Source organism: Leptospira fluminis, from assembly GCF_004771275.1.
Taxonomy (GTDB): Bacteria; Spirochaetota; Leptospiria; order Leptospirales; family Leptospiraceae; genus Leptospira_B; species Leptospira_B fluminis.
On sequence record NZ_RQEV01000012.1, the window covers coordinates 186,390 to 210,905 of the forward strand.

The following is a 24,516-nucleotide window of genomic DNA, read 5'->3' on the forward strand; positions in this document are numbered from 1 at the left end:
AAATTCCTTATGTATACAAGGCGTCACTCTAGACTTCACGAACAAATTCTTCTAAGTACTCCCTTCCAATTGATCTCGGGAACCATATTGATCATCGCTAGTACGGTGGTTCCCCGCTGGGGTTTCGATTTTTGGAAGCGCATCGATTCGAATAGCTTGAATACCTTGCTCGGAGTGTTGTTCGCTTTTTGCCTTGTTACGAGTCTGCTTCGAAAATTGCTCCGATATCCTGGTGCCCAATCTGCGGCCTATGTATTACCGACGACTACGATCGTTTTCGGATTTTTAATTTCTGTCTATCTGCTGAACCGGATCGAATACAGCGTTCAAGGTTTGATTTTGGGAGCGACGGTCACCTTGTTTTGGTGCTATGTCGGTTATTTTTTGGGACATCGTTACAGAAAACAAAGGTTTGCCATTATACCTTTCGGAGAGGCCCTCGAGTTGACAGAGAGTCACGGTACCGAATTGGTTTTCCTAAAAATTCCGGATTTGGGTAAGGAGAGATACGACGGAGTGGTGGCGGACCTTCGATCCGAAAATCTTACTCCCGAATGGGAGAAATTTTTGGCTAAGTGTACTCTATCCCGAATTCCCGTCTATCATACGAAACAAATTATGGAATCGTTGAGCGGGCGCGTAAAAATCAATCATTTGTCGGAAAACGAATTAGGTACTCTCTTGCCTTCGATTTTTTACGAAAGATTGAAACGATTGATCGATTTCTCGGCCGCTTTCGTTTTGATTCCTTTGTTTTTACCCGTAATGATTATCGTCTCGATCTGTATCCGATTGGAGACCGCGGGGTCTCCAATTTTTAGTCAAAGAAGAATGGGATTTCGAGGAAAGCCTTTTACTGTTTACAAATTCAGAACCATGTTTATGGAAAGTAGAGGGAAAGGATTTACGGAAGGAGCAAACGATCCGAGGATCACGAAAGTCGGAAAAATCCTGAGAAGGTATAGGATAGACGAGATTCCCCAGCTATTCAACGTTTTAATCGGCAATATGAGTTTCATCGGTCCTAGACCGGAATCGATGGATCTGTCCGAATGGTACGAGAGAGACGTTCCTTTTTTCGCGTATAGACACGTAGTTCGTCCCGGCATTTCAGGATGGGCGCAGGTGGAACAGGGGTATGCCGCAGAAGTGGACGGCATGAAGGTGAAATTGGAATACGATTTCTTCTATATCAAAAGGTTTTCACTTTGGTTGGATATTTTAATTTTTTTTAAAACACTTAAGACCATTTTTTCGGGTTTCGGATCCCGCTGATCCCGATCGTCTTCGTTCCCCTAAAATATTCCCTTTAAAAGGAAGAATAGTAAAACATGTCGGAAATCGTTTTCGCTGCAGGAATAATAAACCTATCCGTTTCGTTTTGGCTTCTTAGAAAAGCCGGACTAACCGTTATTTTCGTTCAGATTTGGTGGTTTTTCTGGCTTTTTCTCTCTACGTTTTCGCTGACCGGTCTCTTTTCTCCGTCCAAAGACGCTATTTGGTTGTACATCCTAATGCTGACTTCCGTCACTGCGGGCATCCTCATCCATAACCTGGCATTTCGGTACTTCGATAAGTCCGGTTTCGTCTCGTTTCAGGAATCCACCGAGGAGCTGGATCGGTCTAGGGAGAAGGCGCTGGAAAAAATAATCGTTTATTTCCTATTCCCGATAGTCTTGTTTTTCTTTTTCAAGGCGATCTATTTGATGTCGACTTCCGTCGCGCCGGTCGATTATAGGGCGGACGTGTTCGGACTGAGAACGGGTAAGTCCGTTCTTTTTGAGAGTCCGAAAGTAGGAATTCTATATTCCATATTCGTAAGTCCGCTACTCTTAGCGAGCCTGTTCATAGGGGCCGGCGTCTACTTGACAAAGGGACGTCTGAAAGTTTTCGCAATGGCTTGTCTTTTGATCGGTCTGGATGCGTTTATGATGCTAGGAAGATTCGGGTTTCATTATATTATAATGTTATCCTTCTTTTTGATCCTTGGGGGCGCTGCAATCGATTGGAAAAAAGGACTTTCCGTTTTCTCATGGAGAGTTCTTTCTATCGGAATCTCGGTTATTTTGGTGATCTTGCTGATAGGGTATTTGCGAGAAAACCGGCTCGGTTTGGCTTTTGATAGATTTTTTAAGCTGTTTCTATTAGATTATCACACCATGTCTTTTTCTATCTTCGATAAGGAATTGCACGATCCGAACTCGATCCTACATCATTGGACTTACGGACGATCTTCCTTGGCGGGTTTGGAAAAAGTATTCATATACTTCGGACGATTTATCGGAATTCCGGTCGATCCGCAAGCAGACGTGATCGGCGCTTACCTGCATGAATATAAAACGGTAGGGATGGGAGCGAACGGACGTTTTATCAGTTATAACGCTTTCGGTTCCGTGATGTTCGGTCTGTATCGCGACGGAGGCCCCATCGCGATTTCCATCTTTTCGATTCTTTATGGATTCGTGAGCGCCATGGCTTCCAGATCTCTAGAAAAGCAAAGTCTCTTCGGAAGTTCGATTTTAGCCTCTTTATTTTTTATCGGAATCTACGGACTGTTTCAACCGGTCTTGAGCGGGCCGATTCTTTTGGCAGTGGTCGCGATTCTGATCTTATTCAAGAGAAATTTCTCCTCTCCAAAAAAGGAAATCTGATCGGATAGCGGTCCGCCGTACAATCCGATCGCTTTGACCCAATGCTGAAAATCCTAAGAAGACTCACCGAAAGTCCTTCTTCTTTGAGTCGTATTGTTACGAACTCCGGTTGGCTTTTTTTGGATCGCGCGATTCGAATGGGCTTGGGCGTGGTTCTCGGGATCTGGATCGCAAGATACCTCGGGCCCGAGAGATACGGATCCTTGAACTTTGTTCTCGCCTTGGTGGCGCTCGTCGGATCTATCGGTAGTTTGGGAATGGACTCCATTATCGTTCGGGATTTGCTGGCATCGGAAGCGGATCGTGAGGAGATCCTCGGATCCTCCTTCGGGCTTCAGCTTATCGCAGGATTTGTCAGCTATGCAACGGCAATCATACTGATTGCTTTTCTTAGGCCGCATTCCACGGAAATGATGTTGATGACCTGGATTTTAGGTTTCTCTTTGGCGATCCGTGCCTGGTCCGTGGTGAAATACTGGTTCGAATCTCAGATATATTCCAAACATATCGTTATTTTAGAAAATTCAATATTTCTAATATTTGCAATAGTAAAGATTTTAACGATGATTTTCGACCTGGGAATGGTCGTTCTGGTATGGACTATGTTTCTGGAGAACATAGCGACTACGGTAGGTTATTTCTTCCTATATAAGGCGAATCACGGGAGGCTCTCCATCTGGAGCGGGCGATGGTATCGGATACGTTCTATTCTAAAGGATTGTTGGCCGCTTTTTTTGTCTAATATGGCGGTTCTCCTTTATATGAGAACGGACCAACTGATGATCGGTCAGATGATTGACGACAAGGCTGTCGGGATCTATTCGTCTGCAGTAAAAATCAGCGAAGTCTGGTATTTTATTCCCATGATTCTGGTTTCTTCCGTTTATCCGTCCATCATCCGTTCCAGAGAGACCGATCAGGAGGAATATAAGGATAAGCTTAAGTTTCTGCATACGATTCTGTTGTATATTTCCTTATCGATCGCCGTGCTTTTGAGTTTCGTATCGAACCATTTGATGGAATTCGTTTACGGAGGATCTTTCGCGGCCGCGGGGCCGATTTTATCCGTCCATATTTGGTCCGGAGTTTTTGTATTTTGGGGAATCGCGAGCAGTCGTTGGTTTGTCCTGGAGAATCTGCAACGCTTTCAGCTTTATCAAACCGCCACGGGTTGCGCGGCAAATTTGGCGTTGAATTATTTTTTGATACCGAGAGCGGGGATTATGGGAGCCGCGGTGTCCACCTTGATTTCTCAGGGTATCGCGAGTACGTTTCTGAATCTCTTGCATAAGGATTCAAGATTCGCCTTTAGGATGCAGATGGAGTCCTTCCTATTCTGGAGGAATCGGACTTGGAGAGCCCTTTTAAGATGAATAAGGCCGCGGTTTTATTACTTATTTTTAATAGACCTGATACTACGGAAAGGGCCGTGCGTTCGCTCGCCTCATATCGGCCGGATCGGATCTATATCGCCGCCGACGGCCCCCGCGCAGGAAGGAACGAATCCGCGTTATGTGAATCAACGCGGGCGGTTGCGGAACGGGAAATTACGTGGGAATGCCGGATCGAAAAGTTATATAGGGCGGAAAATCTAGGGTGCAAGGCCGCAGTGTCGGAGGCAATAGATTGGTTTTTCGGAAACGAATCAGAAGGAATTATTTTAGAGGATGACTGTCTTCCCTCCGAGGATTTTTTCCGTTTCTGCGAAACCGCCTTAGAGAGATTTCGGAACGAGTCCAAGGTCATGCACGTTTCAGGTACGAACTTCGTTCCTTCCGAAATATTGTCCGATGCGGACGCTTACTTTACCCGCTATCCTCACGTTTGGGGCTGGGCGACTTGGAGGCGGGCTTGGAGGGAATATTTAAGAGAAGATAAAATTTGGAACAAGGAGGGAATATCCGCCTGGAAAGGAAGTTCGGCAAGAGTCCGCGAATTTTGGAATGAGATTTTCGAACGTACTTATTCCGGAAGGATCGACACCTGGGATTTCCAATGGGTCTACACTCTGAACCAAAGGGGCGGCTTGGCGATCAATTCCTCGCGAAATCTGGTGCAAAACGTAGGTTTCGGAGAAGACGCCACTCATACGAAATCGCGTGACGACCAGAGAGCCGAAATGAGAACGGAAAAGTTGGCCGATAGTTTCCGTTTTCCTAACGAACTGAAAATGCACAAGGGCGCGGTGGGCTGGTTGGAGAAACACCATTATAGTCGGAACGGGCTGCCGAGCAGGATTTTTTCCTTTTTGAAGAGAAGGATTCTTTCCGTCGGAAAATGACTTCCGGAATTAGTTTCCATTCGCATTTTAATAATATAAAAAAGTAATTTATGAATTGTAGGATATGTTCGGGAGATTGCTCCTTTGTTTTTCGCGAAAAAATTCTAGGTCGACACGAGGTTTCCTATTATTTGTGTCCGTCTTGCGGAGCTTTTCAGACGGAAGAACCTTATTGGCTTAAAGAAGCTTACGATTCCGCGATTATCGACGCCGATACCGGGATCATGGCACGGAACGTTTTTTTTTCCGAAATGCTATCCTGCGTGCTTTTTGGTACGTTCGGTTCTTCCGGTGCCTATTTGGATCTCGCGGGCGGTTATGGAATTATGACTCGACTAATGAGGGATAGGGGTTTCGAATATTTTTGGTCCGATCCGTATTGTCAAAATATCCTCTCGAAAGGTTTCGAAAAGGAAACCTTTGGACGCGCGCATTTCGATGCGGTCTCCGCCTTCGAAGTTTTGGAACATACCATCCGTCCCCTCGAGTTCGTGAAGGAGAGTCTTGCGGATTCCGGCGCGAAAATCCTTTTCTTTACGACCGAATTGTTTCAGGAGCCGGTTCCTTCCCCGAGAGCATGGTACTATTATGCGTTCGAAGGAGGACAGCATATAACGTTCTTTCAGAAGAGGACATTGGAAAGAATGGCCGACTCTCTGGGGTTGCGATTTTATACGAACGGAGTTCTCCATGCGTTCTCATACGTCAAAATTTCCGAAACGCTATTGAGACTTTCCCGAACAAGGTTGCGTCATCTATACCTGCGGTTTATCTCCGGTAAACTAGATTCGAAGATCATGAAAGATCACGAATTTTTAATATCGAAGTCGGGAAACCGGTAAGATATGAAAGTCCTATACGATCATCAGATTTTTTCCATACAAACTCACGGTGGAATTTCCAGATATTATTCTGAGTTGATCAAATGTTTCAGGGAAGATCCCGCCCTCGGTGTGGAGGCGAAACTTAGTCTGCGTGTCAGTGCGAACGAATACATCCGCTCGGTCTGGAATCCTAGGTTCGAAGATCGGTTTTTCCCACATCGACACCATTTTCCCGGAAAGAGAAAACTGACTCGGATCGCAAATCTACCGAATACTCTGACCGAATTACTCTTAAGCCGTTTCGACATTTTTCATCCGACCTATTATTTCCCCTATTTCCTACCTTTTCTCGGGAAGAAGCCTTTCGTTTTGACCGTCTATGATTTGATACACGAAAAATTTCCGCAGGACTTTGTAGGAGACCGAACGTCCGAATATAAACCGGCCCTTATCCAAAAGGCAGATCAAATTATTACGATTTCTGAATGTACTAGGAGAGATCTGCTGGAGATCTACGACGTGCCCGGCGAGAAAGTTAAGACCGTTCATTTGGCGATCGACCCTAAGATCGTAAGTCCGAATATGTCCGACGTCGAGCTCCCTTCTGGAAATTTCATATTATTCGTCGGAGGGAGAGGCACTTATAAGAATTTCAAATTTCTGCTGAAATGGTTACCCGATTTCTTCCGCTCCCGTCCGGACGCATTTTTGGTCTGCGCAGGAGGGGGGAAATTCACTCCGGAGGAGAAGTCTTGCATTTCGGATGTCGGCCTTTCCGAAAAAGTTCTCCAAAAGTCGGTGACGGACGAGCAATTAGCGTACCTTTATTCCAAAGCGAGAGTCTTCGTCTTCCCGTCTCTTTACGAAGGATTCGGGCTGCCGGTTTTGGAGTCCATGGCTTACGGTTGTCTTCCCGTATTGGCCGACAGAAGTAGTCTGCCGGAAGTAGGGGCCGAGGCCGCGATTTACTTCAATCCGGAATCGAACGATTCTTTGTTAAGCGCAATGGAAAAGGCCTGGTCGGATGAAGAAATCCGAAAAAGAATATTGAGATCGGGAAAATCCAGATGGAAGGATTTTTCCCTGCACAAAACCGCCGCGGAGACTGCGGACGTGTATAGAAAGATCGGAAAGTAACGCAAATGCGGAGTAACGGACTGATCAAATTCTTAACCGCTTGTCTTAGCCTTCCTGCAGCGACACTCTTTTACGTGCGATTGGTTTTTTTGAGCAGGGCATTGGGGAAAAAAATTCTTATATACGCATCTCCTTACGGCCAATTAGGAAATCGTTTGATTCTGTTTCTGCATTTTATACAGTACTGCGATAAAAAGGACGTGATTTTTCTTTTTCCGGCGTTTTCCGAATACTCAGATCATTTTGCCAGTTTCCGGGACGGCTTGGTTCCCGGTTATCCTAAACTTCCGAGTTCTTCTTTATTCGACTCCTCGAATTGGAAAAAATATTCCTTTTATATCCGGGTCTTGGCGGCCATACAATCTCGGCTGCGCTGTATCCCGGGTTTTTGTGTGAATCATCTTCCGTTTTTCGAATATTCCGATTCCACGAATAACGAATCCGCAGTTTCGAACTATTCCGATAAAATCGAGTTTCTGGATTCGGAAAAGTTCGAGGCGAAGATCCGCGGGAAGCGAATCATCGCGTTGTTTGGATGGAGATTTCGGATGAAAAACTTCGTAATCGACCCCGAAGCGAAACGTTCGATTCTCGAATACTTGGCTCCGAACTCGGAGACGATTTCTAAATCCGACAGATTGCTTTTTTCTTATAGGGAAAGCTTCGATCGGATCGTCGCCGTTCATCACAGACGAAAGGATTATCGTATCTGGTTGAACGGAAAATTCTATTTCGAATCCGAACTGATCCGTAAGAGAATGAACGAGCTGCGATCCGAATTGAATTCCCAGGGATTTCGAAAAATTCTTTTCCTGATCTTCTCCGATGAAAAGGGGGAAGACTATTCGGTTCCCGGCGCGTCCGTGCTTCTCGCCCAAGGTTCTATGGTGGAGGATCTTTATTGTATGTCGCGATGTGATCTGATCTTAGGACCGCCTAGCACGTTTTCGGGCTGGGCCTCGTACTCCGGAGAGGTTCCTATTCTTCATCTCTATTCTGCCGAAGATCCGGTTCGATTGAATCTTTTCCGGAAAATAGAAGTCTGGAACGGAGTGGAGATCCCGTTGGTATCGGGAGAAAAATTCATCCTTTAGTCGGAGACGTTCGATGTTTGAAATCCAAAGGATCGTCGGTCCCGTATTGAAAGGTTCCGAACGATTGTTCTTAGAATCTAGCGGCAAGTCTCCGAAACAGGAAAATCGGAACGGCCGAACCGTTTTCGATCTGGAAGAAGGAACGAAAGTCTCCTTTGGCGCTTACTTTAACGCCTTGTTTCCCAAGTATGCGGAGGAGACTTACGGTGTCGGTACCTACCGTTTCGAATGCGAAGCGATAGGAAACGGTTTTCTTTCTCTGGAGGCTTCCGAAGCAAGAGGCGAGAAATCGAATCTGTACCGCCAGGAACTCCGGCAGGGAAAAAATCCGATCTCCTTCGAATTCAAAGTGAAGAAAGGGGGATCGGGGTTCATCTATCCGGTTCTGGAGGCCAAAAGAGGAGGATTGAAATTCTCTTCCGGAAGGTTTTTAACGTTAAACAATAAGGAAAGAAACGGACGATTGGCCGTTTGTATCTGCACTTTTAAGAGAGAAGAGTATCTGATCGGCAGCCTCAAAGCTTGGGCGCAAGATTCGGAAATCGTCAAAAGGGCGATTTTCTACATTTCCGATAACGGACAAACGCTAAAACCAAGCGATCTTCCTCCCGGTTGCGAAGTTCGTCTGTTTCCTAATCCGAATCTCGGAGGTTCCGGAGGCTTTGCAAGAGCGTTTATAGAAGCGAAGGACGAAGGAAAGTGCGATTATTATCTTTTTTGCGACGATGATGCGATCGTTCATCCGGAATCCATTTATCGGACTTTGGCTTTCTTCGATTCCAAAAAAGATCCCGATGCTTATCTTTTATCCGGAGCTATGCTGGATTTCAGAAGACCGCTGGAAGCCGTGGAAATGGGAGCCAAATTCCTGATCGAAGATTCGAGGGTGAATTCCTTTTATGCGGGGGCGAATTTGTCCCGGCCCGACGATTTGGATTCGTTTTCGAAAGGGGAGCCGGGTAAAAGTGCGAATTATTCCGCCTTCTTTTTTACCGGTTTTGCGGAACGAAAAGGAACGGATTCCGATCTTTATCCGCCTTATTTTTTAAGAGGAGACGATATCACGTTCGGCTTGAGTCGGAGTAGGAACGGAGTCGAAGTGCTGACGTATCCCGGCCTAGCCGTATGGCACGAACCTTTCTACTCCAAAACCAACTCTTGGGTAGAATATTATAATTATCGAAATTACGGAATTGTACACTTTCTCTTTCACGAAGGAGGTCCTTGGAGGCTCGCTTGGGTCTATTTCGTACGCTTTTATATCTTTTTATATACGTTTCAATACGAGAATCTGAGAGCCGCCCTCGAGGGAATCCGACAGATTTTAGCCGGGCCCCAAGAATTCGTGAAGCTGGATTTGCAACAAAAACATTCCGAACTGATGGGACGGTACGCTCCGGAATCGGTTTGGCAAGGTTCGAAACCGCATACCTCCGCGATTTCGAAGATTTTAGGAATTCTGTTTCTTCCCGTTTCCATTCTTAGTTTAAATACGATTTCGCTTCCTTATTTTCGACGTCCGATCGATAGATCGGCGGGGGTGCTTTCGATTCTTCGGAACGGGGCGGGCGCTTCGGTCACTTTAGATTACGACGAACGCAGAGATCCCGTGTATATTCGGAAAAAGGACCTCTTTCGGTCTTTTCGCCTTGCCTTGTCCGCGCTCTTAACCATCGTTGAAGTATTGGTCCGTCATCGTAGACTTTCCGAGTCGTGGAAACGCGAAGCACGGCATTTCAGTTCAGAAACTTTTTGGAGAAGCAAACTTGCACCATACAGGTGAAAAAGCACCGCGTAAAATCCTGATCGTAGGCGCCGGTTTTTCCGGAGCCGTAGTGGCTCACGAACTTTCTACCTCGATTTCTCCCGCTCCCGAAATTCTCGTTTTAGATCAGAGATCTCATATCGCGGGAAATTGTCATACGCTTCGGGATTCCTCCACCGGAGTGATGGTCCACGAATACGGTCCGCATATTTTTCACACGGACGATCTAGAGACTTGGAAGTATGTGAACTCTTTCGTACCTTTCCGTCCTTTCGTAAATCGGGTCAAAGGAGTCCATAATGGTGCCGTCTATTCTCTCCCCGTGAATCTCCATACCATCAATCAACTTTTTGGAAAGCAATTGGGACCGGCGGAGGCTCGGGAATTCATCTCTTCCCAGGCGGATAAGAAGATCGGGGAGCCGGCTAATTTCGAAGAACAAGCTTTGAAGTTTCTAGGGGATCGAATCTATAGGGCCTTCTTTTACGGATACACCCGTAAACAATGGGGATGCGAACCGAAGGAATTACCGGCCTCGATTCTAAAACGCTTGCCGGTTCGTTTCAACTACGACGACAACTATTATTCCGATCCGTACCAAGGAATTCCGGAGTCAGGCTATTCCGAAATCGTGAGAAAGATGCTGGATCATCCCAATATCCGTATCGAGTTGAATCGAAAATTCGTACCGGAAAAGGACCAGAACGGTTTCGATCATGTGTTTTTTACGGGACCCATAGACGAATACTTCGGATTTAAACACGGAAGGCTCGGTTATCGGACTGTGACTTTCGAAAGACACGAAGGGATCGGCGATTTTCAAGGGAACGCGGTGTTGAACTACTGTGATCCGGACGTTCCCTGGACTCGAATCCACGAACACAAACATTTTGCTCCGTGGGAAAACCATGAAAAAACCGTATGGTTCAAAGAGTTCAGCAAGGAGACTTCCGAGAAGGACATCCCGTATTATCCGAAACGATTAACCGAAGACCTGGATATCTTTGCCAAATACGAAAAGGATGCGTCGCAATTGTCCAAGGTCACCTTTCTGGGAAGATTGGCGACGTACAGATATATGGATATGCACCACGTGATCAAAGAGGCAAGGGAAACGGCGCGGAAGTTTTTGGCTTTGGTCCGCGCATAGCCAAGCTCCGGATTTCGTTTAGCAAAGTATTTTCTAACTTAGGCTCAGGTATTTTCGCCAAAACTCCACGCTCGGGAATTCTAGGGAATTCCTTCGGATCTCGGTACAGATGCGGGGAAATTCTTTCCAGATCCGGAGCGTCAGAAACGTACAGTCCCAGGCCAATCTTCCCAAATCGGTTCCGTCGGCTTTCAATTCCAAAACGGATTTTTGAAGGGATTCCGCTTCTTCGCCCGAAGTAGGTAGGCTTCCGCTATGGATGTCCTCAAGCGCTTTTCGGGTGTACTTTAACGCCAACTCGTTGCGCCAAAGTAGGTTTTTGAACAGTCGTAAGAGAGAGAAAAGAAGAAAGTCCGATCGACCGTATCCTCTTACTCTCAGTACGCTGAGAACGAAATAATTTCTAATCTGATAATAGTAATTCCATTTCCTGACCCTTTTCGGGAAGGCCTCGTGCCAGGCTCCGACTCCGTTTAGGGAAATCAATTTCGAGCCGTTCCGAAGGGAATATTCCACGTCGTCCCCTTTTAGAAAGAAAGGAAGGGGAAGTCCCAGTTCCCGTACTACTTTCGTCGGAATGCAGCAAAACCACCATCCGGCGTACGATCCCTCCGCCGCTTCCGAATCCCGCCAAAAAAGACATTCCGTTTTTCTTAAGTCCAAACCGCTTCCGTTTAATCTTGTGGAAATCCCGTTCCATACGGCATTTCGTTCGTATTGCAGATGGGGAATGGCCAAATCGATCAGATTTCCCCCTACGAAATGCTTTTCGAATTCCCCGCGGAGAAAGGAAAGGAAGGAATGCAGAATTTCGAGAGAAGTGATCGAAAACCGGATATCGTCGTCGAGAAGAAGGATATGGGTAAACCGGGAGTCTTTCAGGGATTCTAGGATGCCCCGGGCGAATCCTCCGGATCCTCCCAGGTTTTTATTGGGAAACACTTCCAGGAAGTTTTTTATATTCCGATTTTCCAATGTATTTCCGTTATCAACAACTGATATGCGAAGATGATCCCGCAAGGGAGATCCGTCGTCCTCTAAAATTCCCTTTCTTAAGTTGCGAATATTCTTATCGATGAAATCTTCCCTCCGGAACGTGCAGAAGACGACGGAAAGACGGATATCCGTATTTCCGTCCCGGGAAGAATAAGCCCCTCCGTGGATTGTGCATCCTTCCTCCAGCGATTCCAATTCCGGATATAGAAGTTCGTAGTCCAGATCTTCCAATCTCATCTCGGCGAGGAATCGGTCCTTCACTTCCTCCTCCGCCACTACTTTCCAGTGGATGTCCGACCCTTTTCGATTTCCTCCCAGGATGCGGACACGAAACCTTCCTTTTCCGTTTATTTCCAGATTCAAAAAGGATAGCCGTGTGTATTTTCGCCAGGAATTCGGCGAAAAGGAATTGAAATAGGTATCAAAACAGATTTTTTCGCCGGGAGAAAGCGTAAGCTTTCCGTTTTTAAGGGTAGATCTGAACTTTCCTTTTACGTAAAGTTCCGCGTCTTTGCTTTCGTCTTCCGGCCAGAATCTGATCTTGTACAGCAACATGAAGGATAAAAGAATTATATTTTATTGAAATAATATTTCTTAACCGCGACGAATCCCCAAATCCCCGTATAAAAAGCGGCGGCGAGCCAGCCCAAATTTTCCCTGTTCTTTAACATGCGGAAATGAGGGAGAATTACGTTTTTCTTATTCGAAGTCAGGGCTCCTTTTCTGACCCTATAACTGGCGAGAATCTCCGGATTGCCTACGCCGTACGGAATCTTTTTTAGAATATCCAGCCAGAGCGCATAATCGTCCCTTAAGCTTTTTAAGCCGGTATCGAAGTACATTTTTCCCAGCGCTTCGGCATCGTACATGGCGGTCAATAGTCCTACGCGGTTATACAGCAGATTATGCCAGTACGTGATTTTTTTCCGTTTCGCCATATAAGGTTTCAGCACTTCTTTGCCTTCCTCGTCGACGATACGATAAGAGCAAAAGGAAAATGCGGCTTTTTCTTCCCGCATCAAACGGACCTGTTCCTCTAAAAAGTGGGGATCCCAAAGGTCGTCGGAATCCAAAAACGCCACGTATCTTCCTTTGGCGATTTCGATCCCTCGATTTCTGCTATCCGCGGATCCCGAATTTTTTTCCTTGAGAAAGGCCTTGATTCTAGGTTCCTTCTTTTGATAAGAAAGCATGATGGAACGGCTCGAATCTTTGGATAGATCGTCCACCATGATCAATTCCCAGAAGCCGTAAGTCTGCTTTAAGACGCTTTCGATGCTCGCCTCTATGAATTTTTCCGCATTATAGACCGGCATGATAATGGATACTAATTCTGACATACGCTCGAAGGACCTAGTGCCATTGTTTAAGGGAAAGCCGTCCGGACCACAATTTTTTCCGGACCGGCAAGGCGCGAATCCTCGGATCACAGTCGTACTAGATTGACAGAATTCCTACCTTCGGGTGGAATTCCGTAACGTCTTTCCTACTCTGCCATGCCGAATTTTACGATAGAAAAATCCGTCAAACTTCTTGTTTCCCTAATACTTTCCTCCTTACCGGTATTTGCCGCCGCTCAAGGCTGGTTGCCTTTCCCCGTCGGCGGAATGTTTTTCGTCTTTCTATTAGCGGCCTGCTTCTGGATCTTCGAAGTCATTCCCGGCCACGCCACTTCCCTGCTGGTAATCCTGTCGGAAATTCTTCTTTTTTCCAATCCTGGAAAATGGGAGATTCTGCAGACGTTCTCTCGTCCCGGACAAAAATCTCCGCCACCGAGCGTTTTTCTGGCCTCGATCGCGGACTCTGCCGTGATCCTTTTTCTCGGGAGTTTTGCACTCGCAAAGGCCTGCGTTAAAGTCGGAGTGGACAGATGGTTGGCAAACCGGGTCCTACCTCGCTTCGGAGACTCCCCGAAATACGTCTTGATGGGATTGATGTTGGTTACGGCAGGAATTTCCCTCTGGATGAGCAATACGGCCACTACGTCATTGATGATTGCATTAGTTTTTCCTTTATTACAAATTCTTCCTAAAGAAGAGAATTTCAGAAAAGCGATCCTGATCGGAATCCCTTTTGCCGCGAATTTGGGCGGGATAGGAACTCCGATCGGTTCTCCTCCGAACATAATCGCATTTGCGAGCTTAAAAAACCAAGGCTACGGAGCCGAAATTTCCTTCGGAACCTGGATGTTAGTCGCGATTCCTTTGCTCTTACTGCTTCTTTTTTTCGCCTGGTTCTGGATCGTGCGAGCTTTTCCCGCGAGTTCCGGCCTAAGGCTGACTCTCCAGTTCGGTGAGACGGAGCGATCCGATTCCAAACGGAATCTGCGTTTCGTTTTAGGTACGTTTTTTTTGACCGTAGTATTATGGTTTAGCGAATCCTTTCACGGCATTCCTGCGGGAGTGGTCGCGATCCTGCCTCTTCTGGTATTTACCGCTGCGGGGATCCTGGACTCCGGAGATATCCGCTCTTTGGAATGGGACGTTCTGATTTTGGTCGCGGGAGGAATCGCGTTAGGCACAGGAATCGAAAAGAGCGGCGCGGGAGAATGGTTCGGAACTTTGATCGGATCCCAAGCCGGTCCCAACGAGAGCTTTTGGGTTTTGGGAATTTTCTTTTCAGTCGGACTATTTCTGTCCACATTCCTTTCCAATACTGCGACCGCGAATCTTCTGGTGCCTCTCGCTTTACCCGTGGCGGCTTTGCTTTTACCGGGGAACGAGGCCTACGCGATCCAACTGGTATTAGGAAGCGCGTTAGGCGCGTCTCTCGCTATGTCGTTACCGGTTTCCACTCCTCCGAACGCGGTGGCCTATGCCGTGGGGGGATTCGAGATCAAAGACATGGCAAAAATCGGAATCCGCATCGGGGTGCTAGGTTTAGTTTCGGTCCTGATCGGATTTTTTCTCTTCGGATAACAAAGAATGAAAATCGTAGTCACGGGAACGACCGGATTCGTGGGTAAATGCCTCCTTCCGAAATTAAAAGACGCGGGGTTCGAAGTTCTTCCGATTTCCTCCAAACGTTTGTCCGAGGGAGATCTTTCCGAATTAAACCTCGCGACTTCCCGATCGTCGGAAAAGATTTATGCCATCGTTCACTTGGGCGGTAGGGCGCATGTGATCCATGAAAAGGACTCGGATCCTGCCGCAGCGTTCCGAAGGGCCAACGTGGACACCACGAAAATCCTAACCGAGGCTGCGATCCGAAATGAGATCCCTCGCTTCTTGTATGTAAGCTCCATCAAAGCTTTGGGGGAAAGTTCCAACGAAAAACCTCTTACGGCGGAAGATTTGCCCAAGCCGAAAGACGATTACGGCAGAACCAAATGGGAGGCGGAAGAGTTCCTCAAGGAAACCTCCCGTTCTACCTCCCTGAAATTCACCATACTCCGTCCCCCGCTGATCGTGGGGAAAGGAGCCAAGGGAAATCTGGATCGATTGGTGTCCTTGGTAAAAACGGGTATTCCGCTCCCGTTTTCGGGGATCCGAAACCGAAGGAGCATGGTGGGGGTCCGGAATTTCTGCGACGCCATCGTATTCACTTTAAAGAATCCTAAAACGGAAAACGGTCTTTTTTTAGTAAGCGATTCCTCCCTTTCCACTCCGGAATTGTTCCGCTTTTTTTCGGAGTCGCTAGGAATCCGAAGCCGACTCTTCTATTTTCCCCCTAGTTGGATGGTTTTTGCGGGAAAGCTTTTCGGCTTCCGGGGAATCGTGGACCGATTGTTCGGTTCCTTGGTATTGGACGCTAGCCCTTTGCTCTCCTTGGGTTGGAATCCGACGATTCCGATTTCGGAGGAAATCCGGGCTCTCTGTTCGGAACCTCCGCAAGAAAAAATTTCTTGATTTCCCGCCGGAAAATCCTGGAGAGAGGAAAGTCAAAACTGATTTCCAAATTCGGAGAAAGACCTATTTTGGTTCAGGCGATGGAGAATTTTTTTCGCAAACCTTTCCTAGGTCGTTCCGGATCGGAGAGTTCTTTTTTTATCATCCTATTCCTGCTCTGGATCTGTCTGGGATGTTTTCGAGCGGAGCAGGTAAAGACCAATGCGGCTTCTCCCGAACCGACTCCGGCTGGCGGAGGAGGGATCGCGGAACAGTTACGGGAAAGTTTAGGAAAACTTCTGCAACAGGAAGAGGAAGATCCTGAGCTGCTGAAAGTTCTGGTGGGCGGGGACGTAATGTTCAATTGGGGGATCCGGGATACTATTCGGGCCAAGGGAGAACTTGCTCCGGTTCGGGGTTTGAAATCCGTGTTCGACGAGGCGGATCTTCGGATGCTGAATCTGGAAACTCCGGTCGTTTCGGAAAAATCCTGGGACATCGGAAAAGCGTACGTATTTCAGGCGAAGGATACCGACCTGGATTCCTTTTCGTATCTGGGTGTGGATCTCGTTTTTTTAGGGAATAACCATGCGATGGACCACGGAGCCGAAGGACTTGCGGAAACGGAAAAGTTCCTGAAAGCTAGAGGAATTTCCTATATAGGTGCCGGCAAAAATTATGCAGAGGCGCTCGGACCTTGGTCCCTCGAAAAGAAAGGAACCAAGCTGATCGTGTATTCCGCGACGAACGTGGCGGAAGGAAAACAGCAATACGCCGGGGAGAAACCGGGAGTGTTGTTTTTTGAGCCGGAGTTTTTGGTTCCGAAGCTAAAGAATACCGTTCCGATTCCGACCAAACCGAAGCGTACGTTCAAAAAAGGAAAAAGGATTCGGATCCTTCCTCCCAAGATTTCCGTTCCGTCCGCTTCTCAATCGCCCAAACGGGGATTCAAAATCGTTTCCTTGCATTGGGGCGTGGAATACTCTCCGATTCCTACGAAAGAGCAGAGGGACCAGGCTAGGGCTTTATTAGGAAACGGAATCCAGGTCATTGTCGGCCACCACCCTCACATTCCACAGGGAATCGAAAGAGTAGGAAACGGGATCGTATTCTATTCGCTCGGGAATCTGATTTTCGGGAGCAGAAACTCCTACTTGAACCACAACCTGATCGCTGTACTGCATATCAAAAAAGGGAATTTGCTCCGCGTGGAATTGGTTCCGATCTTCGGAAAATTCCAGACTGAAATCCACCAGGTCCGCATTTTAGAAGGGGAAGAGGCGCGTTCCTTTTTACGCGAGATTGCGGTTCTATCGGAAGATCTCGGAACGAAGATTAGGATCGACGGGGAACGCGGCTGGATAGACTTGGAGACCGCGAATTGAATATGGGAAAATCGATGAAGAGTCAAAAAAGGAAGGGATGGAGATCCGCGCTATTGTCCGTTTTGGGCGGATTGGCGGTTCTGCGAATCCTTTCCGCATACGGTTCCGGTCTGGATCTGGGGCTTTACGACGAATCCGTTTATTTGGAAAACGGAAAAGCGCCTTTGACGTACTTTTTTAAGGACGGGTTTATTTATTTTGTATATTATAAAATACTCCATATCCTAGCCTTGGATCCGATTCGGGCGTACTTTCTGAATTTCTATCTTTCGAACCTGCTCTTCTTCTTTGCGATCGTACTAGTGGCGGCTTTTCTACCGGGGCGTAAGGATGCGACGGCGGTTTCCCTGCTGTTCGGGGCAATCGTTCTTTCCGATCCTACTTACTCCTTGGCTTGGCCTTTCATCACGAAAGTGGCCGCTTTCTTGGCGGTCTTGCCGATCTGTTTCTATTTCCATTTCGGACAGGGAAAAGTCTTTCGGAGTCTTTCCCTATCGGTATTTTTTATTTTGCAATACATTCGTCCGGAGTTCTTTCTCGGCTTCTTTCTGTTTGCATTTTACGTTTTTTTTAAGGAAATTCCGGAATTGAAATACGACAAATTTCGGAAAAATCCGATCGTCGCTTCGTTTTTCTTCCTTCTGCCGGTCTTCTTGGTCGTCTTTTCCATCTTCTTTCCCGTTTGGGATCGGGAAAGAAGCGTGATCGCATTTTTCCAACATTATGCTTTACGAATGCACCAACTCGGACGTTTTCCCGAGGACCCTTGGACCAACGCGGAGAGAGCTGTATTCGCCGATTTCGGTCCGGTGAACTCGATCTTCGGGGCTTTGCGCTCGGATCCGTATCGGTTCTTTTTGCACGTAGGGAGGAATCTTTCGGACTTCGGGAAATTCCTATCCATGGGTGGCCCTCTCTGGTTGGGATTTTTGGGATTCCTCGTTCTCTGTGTGCTTCTTTGGCAGAAGAGAAAACGTCTCTTTCGTTGGGTAAAAATGCATAAGGACTTGGAGATTTTTTGGGTCTCCGCGGTTCTTCCGCCTTTCCTGGGAATTTCGATCGTTTACCCCAGGATTCACTATCTGATTCTACTCATCCCGTTCCTGTTTTTTTTAATAGCGGTGTTTTTCCGTTTTCGAAAGGTTCGGACTTTGGCATTGGTGTACGCTTCGGTTTGTCTGCTTCTCGGATTGACTTCCTCGGTAAACAAGGCGCCGAAAAGGGAACTGGGGGCCTGTTCCCATCTATCCCGGGCCCGTTTTTTCCAATCGAATGAAAGAATTCCCCCGGAAATCCGAATTCTTTCCACGCACGGATCTCTTTGCATGTATATAGGCGGCAAAGACTGCAAATACATAGAGCCGTACCGGAAAGGAAAGGATTGGACAGAGTTCGTTTTGGAATATAAAATCAATGTGGTATTCTTGGACGAATCCCTTCGGGGGGACACTCGATTCCGCTCCGATCGGAGGTTCCTGGAATTCTCCGAGTCTCCGCAAAGGCAGGGATTTTGGAGAGCGGACACGGTTTCCTGTCCGGGAAGCGAAATTTGGATTCGAGAAGCTTCTTTCTAAACGGGTTCGTTGTACGGGAGAAAACCGGAAACTCCGATCCTGCTTGACCGTAAGCCTTAGCGTCCAAAAATAGGACAAAATCCAATTCTTCTGCCCGCCGCAGATCGTAGACGGGCTTACATCCATAGGAGAAACTTTTGAGAAACTACGAGATAACTACAATTACGCGTTCCACCGCTAAGGAAGTCGCTAAAAACGAAGTGGTCGACATCTTCAAAAAGCATTCCATCAGCGTGACCGCCGAAGAAGATTGGGGCCAAAAGAAACTTTGGCATCCCATCAAGCACCAGGACTACGGGATCTTTACCCATTTTAAGGTAAATGCCGACCACAGTTCCATCGAAAAAGTAGAGCGGGATTTTAAATTAAACCAAAATCTACTCCGCTCCATGATCGTCCGGCGCAATGGCTAACGATATCAATCGGGTGACTTTAGTAGGTCGCCTAACCCGGGATCCGGAATTCAAAACCGTAAACGGGACTTCCTTGGTGAATTTTTCCCTGGCCAACGGCCGTACCTTCGTTTCCAACGGAGAAAAGAAAGAGGAAACTCATTTTTTCGACTGCGAAGCGTGGGGCAAGGGGGCGGAAATCATCCAGCAGTACTGCAAAAAGGGCAAACAACTCGTGATCGAGGGAAGGCTCAAGCAGGATACTTGGGAAACCATGGAAGGTAAGAAAGCCTCCCGTATCCGAATTGTCGTGGAGAATTTCCAGATGATCGGCGGGAAAGAAAGCGGAGGAGGGGACTATGGTAATTCTCCTGCGGCCGCTACCGGCGGAACCGCTTATTCGTCTTCCCACGAAGACTTTGGCGGATCCGGAAACGACGATGATATACCCTTTTAACAAGGACACCAGACAATGGCAGAGAACGAAGTACAAGAAGAAGTAGGAAGACAAGAAGCTTCCATGGACGGCATGATCGCCGGAGAACACGAAGGCGGCCGTCCCCCCAAAAAGCAGAACAAATACAAGAAGAAGGTTTGCCGTTTTACCGCGGACCCGGAGCTTGCAAAACAGATCGACTATAAGAATATCGAGCTTTTGGAAAGATTCATCACGAATCGCGGGAAAATCATTCCACGTAGAATCACCGGTACTTCCGCAAAGTACCAAAGAATCTTGGCGCGGGAAATCCGCAAAGCCCGTAGCATCGGATTGCTTCCGTTCAAGGTTAACTGAGGAGAGCATCAATGAGAGTCGTTTTACAAAAAGACGTTTCCAATCTAGGCGACGCAGGAGACATCAAGGAAGTCGCGGACGGGTTTGCGCGTAATTTCCTCTTTCCCAAACGTTTGGCGGTTCGCGCGGACGAGGGAAAAACCAAAATGGCCATCCACCAGAAAAAACTGGCCGACTTGAAAAAAGAGAAACGGAAGAAAGTCATGGAATCCGTTTCTTCCGGTCTGAACGGAAAAGAGTTCGAGATCGTGGTGAAAACGGGAGGCGGAGATAAGCTTTTCGGAGCCGTAACCGCCGCCGACGTGGCCTCCCTCTTGAAAAAAGACGGTTTCGACGTGGACAAACGTAAAATCGAATTTCCGGAACCTATCCGTAATCTCGGATCCTATAAATTAAAAGTCCGCTTGGCGGAAGGCATTTTCCCTACCATCACCGTTCATGTGAAGAAAGAGGAAGAAGCCGTTACCGAAGGCTGATGATTTAATTCGAATGCAAGCCGACTCCCTTTTCGAACTGGAATCCGAGAAGTCCTTCTTGGGTTTCTTACTCTTAAAGGGAGCGGAGAACCTGGTAGATATTCCTCTTCATTCCGAAGACTTCTACCAGGATACCCACCGCAGAATCTATAAAGCCATTCTGGACTTGGTGGACAAACGGACCGCCATCGATCCGGTTTCCGTTTTAAATTTCCTAAAAGAAAATTCCCTCCTAAAAGACCCCGAAAGGGAATACGAATACATTTATTCCTTGTACAGGGACACGGTGGTTTCCCACCCGTTGGCGTACTACGCGGAAAGGATCAAGCGACTGTCCGAACGTCGGACCTACGCCAAATTACTCCACAGCGCTCTGGAAATGATACAGAAAGAGCCCGGGGAAAACGAATCCGTATTCAACCAGATCGAAAGGAGCCTCACGGAGGTATCCCGTGCCACGGACGTCAAAGGGTTATTGCCCGTTTCCCAGGACAAGGCGGCTCTTTCCGAATATATCAAGGAAATCATGCAGAGTCGGGGGCAGATCAAGGGGCTCAGGACGAACTTTACCCAATTCGATGAGATGACTTCCGGATTGAAGGAATACGAATTGATGGTATTGGCGGCCAGACCCGGAAACGGAAAGACCACTCTCGCTATGAACATCGCTTCCAACGTGGCTTTGATGCATAACAAACCTGTGGTGATCTTTTCCTTGGAAATGAGCCGTATGGAGTTACTTCTGAAGTTGGTCTGCGCCTATGCTCAGGTGGAGTCCAATAAACTGAAACGGTCGGAAGTGACCAAGTCCGACGCCCCCAAGTTGCTGGATGCGATCATCAGAGTGACTTCCGCTCCGATCTATATAGACGATTCCGGCGCTCTAACCGTGGACGATTTCAAAGGAAGGATCCGGAAACTTCTGACCAACGAAACTCTGGGACTCATCATCGTGGATTACCTTCAGTTGATGAGCGATCCCAAAAACAGGGACGGAGGCCGCCAACAGGAGGTCGCGTCCATTTCCCGCACCTTAAAGCAGATCGCAAAGGAGGCCAGGTGCCCCGTAGTGGCTCTTTCGCAGATGAACCGATCCATCGAGCAAAGGTCCAAGGACCAGAGGCCCCAACTCGCGGACTTGCGGGAGTCCGGAGCCATAGAGCAGGATGCGGACATCGTCACGTTCATCTATCGCGGAACGGGAAAGGACGGAGAGCAGGACGACAGCGTGAAGCCTGGCACGGCTGAAATCATCGTCGCTAAAAATCGATCCGGACCTACCGGTTCTTTTCCACTTGCCTTTCGACCCGAACTTTCCAGATTTGATAATATATGATTCGCGGCGGGGAATCCATCGATTCGCCGCGAAAGTTAAGGGAAAGAATTTTTGGAAGATTGGATTCTGAATCATTATAAGAATAGAACCTGGGCGGGGGAAACCTCCGTTCAACAGGCGGGAAATACGATCTCCGTGTTCGGCTGGGCTTTCCGGTTTCGAGACCAAGGCGGAGTGATTTTCGTGGATCTTCGGGATCGAACCGGAATCCTGCAGATCGTACTCCGCAAAGAGATCCTGAAAGATCATTTCCATCTTGCAGAAAAAATCCGATCCGAATACGTGATTGCGGTCCAGGGAACGCTACGCAAACGGGATCCGGAAAGCGTGAACCCGAAAATGCAGACGGGAGAGATCGAGCTCGTCGCGGATAAATTGGAGATCCTGAACTCCGCAAAAACCCCTCCTTTTTCCTTGGACGAATTCGAGGAGACTTCGGAAGAACATAGGTTGAAATACAGGTATCTGGATTTCCGAAGAGACGAGTTGAAGAATCGCATGGTAAAGCGGCACGAGTTCGTCTTCGCCATCCGCAATTATCTGAATTCCAAAAAATTCCTGGAGATAGAAACTCCGATCCTGAACAAGTCCACGCCCGAAGGCGCACGGGATTTTCTCGTCCCATCCAGATTGAATCCGAATTCCTTTTACGCTCTTCCCCAGTCCCCCCAGATATTTAAGCAAATTCTAATGGTCGGCGGCGTGGAGAGATATTTCCAAGTCGTAAAGTGTTTTCGCGACGAGGATTTGCGTGCGGATAGGCAACCGGAATTCACCCAATTGGATATGGAATTTTCCTTCGTTTCCCAGGAAGAGATCCTGGCGGAGATCGAGGGATTGTTTTCGAAAGTGATGAAGGACGTTTTCTCTCTGGAATTGAAGACTCCTTTTCCTAGAATGAAATACCGACAAGCGATGGAGGAATACGGATCGGACAAACCGGATCTCCGTTTCGGAATGAAGCTGGTGGACGTCTCCGAGATCGTTAAAAACGGCGATTTCCAGGTGTTTACCGTGGCCGTTGCTACTCACGGTGTCGTAAAGGCGGTCTGCGTTCCGGGAGGTTCCGTGATTTCCCGGAAGGAGATCGAGGATCTGACCGCTTGGTTAAATCGGGATTACAAGGCCAAAGGTCTCGCTTACATGAAACACGGTCCGAACGGCCTGGAATCCACGATCACGAAACGTTTCAGTCCGGAGACTTTGGCAAAGATTTCGGAAGCCGTCGGTTCCAAAGAGGGGGATATGATCTTTTTCGGAGCCGACGAAAGGCAGATCGTAAACCATTCCTTGGGCGCTCTCCGTCTGAAACTTTCGGAAAGGTTTGACAAACCCACGGAAGGGCACTTCCATATTTCGTGGATCGTGGATTTTCCGATGTTCGAGTGGAATAAGGATGCCAATCGCTGGGATTCCTTGCACCATCCGTTCACTTCTCCGAACGATTCGAGCTTGGAGATATTCTCTTCCGACGAAAAACTCCGGGAAGGAGCGGGACAGGCTCTTGCCAAGGCTTACGATCTCGTTCTGAACGGGGTGGAGATTGGAGGAGGATCCATTCGTATCCATTCTAGAGAGTTGCAGAATCGTGTATTTTCGGCGCTCGGAATCGGTGAGGAAGAAGCGAAGGAGAAATTCGGATTTCTGTTAGAAGCGCTGGAATACGGGGCTCCTCCGCACGGAGGAATCGCGTTCGGTATAGATAGAATTCTGATGTTGATGACCGAAGGAAAATCGATTCGCGACGTGATCGCGTTTCCGAAAACGCAAAAGGGAATCTGCCTCATGAGCGAATGTCCGTCCGAAGTCGAAGAAAAACAACTCCAAGAGCTGAAACTCAGATTAGTGAAGGTATAAAGTCCATTAAGAAAGAGCAATTTATTTTCGAAAGTCAGGATCTCTATCGCAAGATCTGCGGGATCAACGATAGCGGCGTGAAAATCCTGGAAAAGCAATTGGAAATCGATCTGATTCCGAGAGGAAACGGATTTCAATTGGAAGGGAGCGCGCCTAAGGTGGAGTTCGCCTCGGATTTCTTCCGTTTGCTAGAGGCGAATTATCGGGATCGGCCGGACCGGGAGTTCACCGACTCCTTCGACTTTGCGTATCTTTTAAAACAGGTAACCAGGGAAAAACGGAAGGAGGAAAGAAAGGGGGAGGCGGAACCTTTCAAACCTTCCGAAAAGATCCTCACCACCTATAGGGGAAAACACCTTTATCCGAGGACAAAGAATCAGGACAAATACATTCAATCTTTCTTGAATAACCTGATCACTTTCGGAATCGGTCCGGCAGGTACGGGAAAGACCTTTCTTTCCGTGGCCATGGCTTGCCGGTTTCTCCAGAACGGGTTGATCGAAAAAATCGTTCTGACGCGTCCCGCCGTGGAAGCGGGAGAGAATCTCGGATTTCTACCCGGTGATTTGAACCAAAAAGTGGACCCTTATCTTCGCCCGGTCTACGACGCACTGAACGAATGTATCGGATTCGAAAAGACGCAGGAATACATCTCTCTCACGAAGATCGAAATCGCTCCCGTGGCCTTCATGAGAGGGCGCACGCTTTCCAAAAGTTTCATCATTTTGGACGAGGCCCAGAACTGCACCCTTTCCCAATTGAAGATGATTATGACTCGTTTGGGGCGGAATTCCAGGATGTGCATTTCGGGCGACGTCACCCAGATCGATTTGGAGCACGGAAGATCTGGTTTTGACCGTGTCGTAAATTTATTTAGGAACACGGAAAGTATTGGTCAGGTATTTTTCGGTAAGGAAGATATTACCAGACATCCTTTGGTGGAGACCATCGTAAGGAAGTTCGAAGAGTTGTAAAGAC

Annotated in this window: 22 protein-coding genes; 20 read left to right on the forward strand and 2 right to left on the reverse strand. The window is 47.6% G+C overall.

Translation table 11 applies throughout. From position 1 onward, the window contains the following. Nucleotides 1-9: 9 nt before the first annotated feature. From EHO61_RS12830 to glf, 9 genes are all read left to right on the forward strand, one after another. Entirely contained in the window at nucleotides 10-1,275 is a 1,266-nt protein-coding gene (locus EHO61_RS12830; RefSeq protein WP_135813977.1) for a sugar transferase, read from the forward strand. Between the two features lie 56 nt (nucleotides 1,276-1,331). Then, complete coding sequence (locus EHO61_RS12835) at nucleotides 1,332-2,651, forward strand: O-antigen polymerase (RefSeq protein WP_135813978.1); 1,320 nt, start codon at nucleotides 1,332-1,334, stop codon at nucleotides 2,649-2,651. A 41-nt stretch (nucleotides 2,652-2,692) separates the two neighbouring features. Next, nucleotides 2,693-4,024, forward strand: coding sequence for a flippase (locus EHO61_RS12840; protein ID WP_135813979.1), 1,332 nt, complete (start codon nucleotides 2,693-2,695; stop codon nucleotides 4,022-4,024). A gap of 236 nt (nucleotides 4,025-4,260) precedes the next feature. After that, a complete protein-coding gene (locus EHO61_RS12845; RefSeq protein WP_135813980.1) occupies nucleotides 4,261-4,932 on the forward strand; it encodes a hypothetical protein in 672 nt (223 codons plus the stop codon). Nucleotides 4,933-5,063: 131 nt separating this feature from the next. Further along, entirely contained in the window at nucleotides 5,064-5,774 is a 711-nt protein-coding gene (locus EHO61_RS12850) for a class I SAM-dependent methyltransferase (RefSeq protein ID WP_167884873.1), read from the forward strand. A 3-nt stretch (nucleotides 5,775-5,777) separates the two neighbouring features. Beyond that, complete coding sequence (locus EHO61_RS12855) at nucleotides 5,778-6,893, forward strand: glycosyltransferase family 4 protein (protein WP_135813982.1); 1,116 nt, start codon at nucleotides 5,778-5,780, stop codon at nucleotides 6,891-6,893. Between the two features lie 5 nt (nucleotides 6,894-6,898). Further along, a complete protein-coding gene (locus EHO61_RS12860) occupies nucleotides 6,899-7,987 on the forward strand; it encodes an O-fucosyltransferase family protein (protein ID WP_135813983.1) in 1,089 nt (362 codons plus the stop codon). Nucleotides 7,988-8,000: 13 nt separating this feature from the next. Then, nucleotides 8,001-9,770 carry a glycosyltransferase gene (locus EHO61_RS12865; RefSeq protein WP_135813984.1) on the forward strand — a complete coding sequence of 590 codons (1,770 nt, stop codon included), beginning with the start codon at nucleotides 8,001-8,003 and terminating at the stop codon, nucleotides 9,768-9,770. Then, entirely contained in the window at nucleotides 9,754-10,902 is a 1,149-nt protein-coding gene (glf, locus tag EHO61_RS12870) for a UDP-galactopyranose mutase (protein WP_135813985.1), read from the forward strand. The genes EHO61_RS12865 and glf overlap by 17 nt, the downstream gene beginning before the upstream one ends. Before the next feature lie 33 nt (nucleotides 10,903-10,935). On the opposite strand, the gene EHO61_RS12875 is transcribed toward glf, so the two are convergent. Together EHO61_RS12875 and EHO61_RS12880 are read right to left on the reverse strand one after the other, a co-directional pair. Continuing rightward, nucleotides 10,936-12,453, reverse strand: coding sequence for a glycosyltransferase (locus EHO61_RS12875; RefSeq protein WP_135813986.1), 1,518 nt, complete (start codon nucleotides 12,451-12,453; stop codon nucleotides 10,936-10,938). A 14-nt stretch (nucleotides 12,454-12,467) separates the two neighbouring features. Then, nucleotides 12,468-13,238: a glycosyltransferase family 2 protein gene (locus tag EHO61_RS12880; RefSeq protein WP_135813987.1), complete on the reverse strand. Its 771-nt coding sequence runs from the start codon at nucleotides 13,236-13,238 to the stop codon at nucleotides 12,468-12,470. Nucleotides 13,239-13,394: 156 nt separating this feature from the next. On the opposite strand from EHO61_RS12880, the gene EHO61_RS12885 reads away from it, so the two are divergent. The 11 genes from EHO61_RS12885 to EHO61_RS12935 all read left to right on the forward strand — a co-directional run bounded on the left by EHO61_RS12885 (nucleotide 13,395) and on the right by EHO61_RS12935 (nucleotide 24,512). Continuing rightward, on the forward strand, nucleotides 13,395-14,816 hold the full coding sequence (locus EHO61_RS12885) for an SLC13 family permease (RefSeq protein WP_135813988.1): 1,422 nt from the start codon (nucleotides 13,395-13,397) through the stop codon (nucleotides 14,814-14,816). A 6-nt stretch (nucleotides 14,817-14,822) separates the two neighbouring features. Next, nucleotides 14,823-15,746, forward strand: a complete 924-nt coding sequence (locus tag EHO61_RS12890; RefSeq protein WP_135813989.1) for an NAD-dependent epimerase/dehydratase family protein — start codon at nucleotides 14,823-14,825, stop codon at nucleotides 15,744-15,746. Between the two features lie 80 nt (nucleotides 15,747-15,826). Continuing rightward, on the forward strand, nucleotides 15,827-17,110 hold the full coding sequence (locus EHO61_RS12895; RefSeq protein WP_135814224.1) for a CapA family protein: 1,284 nt from the start codon (nucleotides 15,827-15,829) through the stop codon (nucleotides 17,108-17,110). A 14-nt stretch (nucleotides 17,111-17,124) separates the two neighbouring features. Continuing rightward, entirely contained in the window at nucleotides 17,125-18,684 is a 1,560-nt protein-coding gene (locus EHO61_RS12900; RefSeq protein WP_135813990.1) for a hypothetical protein, read from the forward strand. A gap of 137 nt (nucleotides 18,685-18,821) precedes the next feature. Further along, nucleotides 18,822-19,097, forward strand: coding sequence for a 30S ribosomal protein S6 (rpsF, locus tag EHO61_RS12905; RefSeq protein ID WP_135813991.1), 276 nt, complete (start codon nucleotides 18,822-18,824; stop codon nucleotides 19,095-19,097). Next, a complete protein-coding gene (locus tag EHO61_RS12910) occupies nucleotides 19,090-19,533 on the forward strand; it encodes a single-stranded DNA-binding protein (RefSeq protein ID WP_135813992.1) in 444 nt (147 codons plus the stop codon). Before rpsF ends, EHO61_RS12910 begins: the two co-directional genes overlap by 8 nt. A 15-nt stretch (nucleotides 19,534-19,548) precedes the next feature. Beyond that, nucleotides 19,549-19,869 carry a 30S ribosomal protein S18 gene (gene rpsR, locus EHO61_RS12915; protein ID WP_135813993.1) on the forward strand — a complete coding sequence of 107 codons (321 nt, stop codon included), beginning with the start codon at nucleotides 19,549-19,551 and terminating at the stop codon, nucleotides 19,867-19,869. 11 nt (nucleotides 19,870-19,880) lie between these two features. Further along, entirely contained in the window at nucleotides 19,881-20,345 is a 465-nt protein-coding gene (gene rplI, locus EHO61_RS12920) for a 50S ribosomal protein L9 (RefSeq protein ID WP_135813994.1), read from the forward strand. Nucleotides 20,346-20,358: 13 nt separating this feature from the next. Beyond that, nucleotides 20,359-21,681, forward strand: a complete 1,323-nt coding sequence (gene dnaB / locus EHO61_RS12925; RefSeq protein WP_135813995.1) for a replicative DNA helicase — start codon at nucleotides 20,359-20,361, stop codon at nucleotides 21,679-21,681. A 51-nt stretch (nucleotides 21,682-21,732) separates the two neighbouring features. Further along, nucleotides 21,733-23,538: an aspartate--tRNA ligase gene (gene aspS / locus EHO61_RS12930; RefSeq protein ID WP_135813996.1), complete on the forward strand. Its 1,806-nt coding sequence runs from the start codon at nucleotides 21,733-21,735 to the stop codon at nucleotides 23,536-23,538. A 5-nt stretch (nucleotides 23,539-23,543) separates the two neighbouring features. Beyond that, on the forward strand, nucleotides 23,544-24,512 hold the full coding sequence (locus tag EHO61_RS12935) for a PhoH family protein (RefSeq protein WP_135814225.1): 969 nt from the start codon (nucleotides 23,544-23,546) through the stop codon (nucleotides 24,510-24,512). The last annotated feature ends 4 nt before the right edge of the window (nucleotides 24,513-24,516 follow it).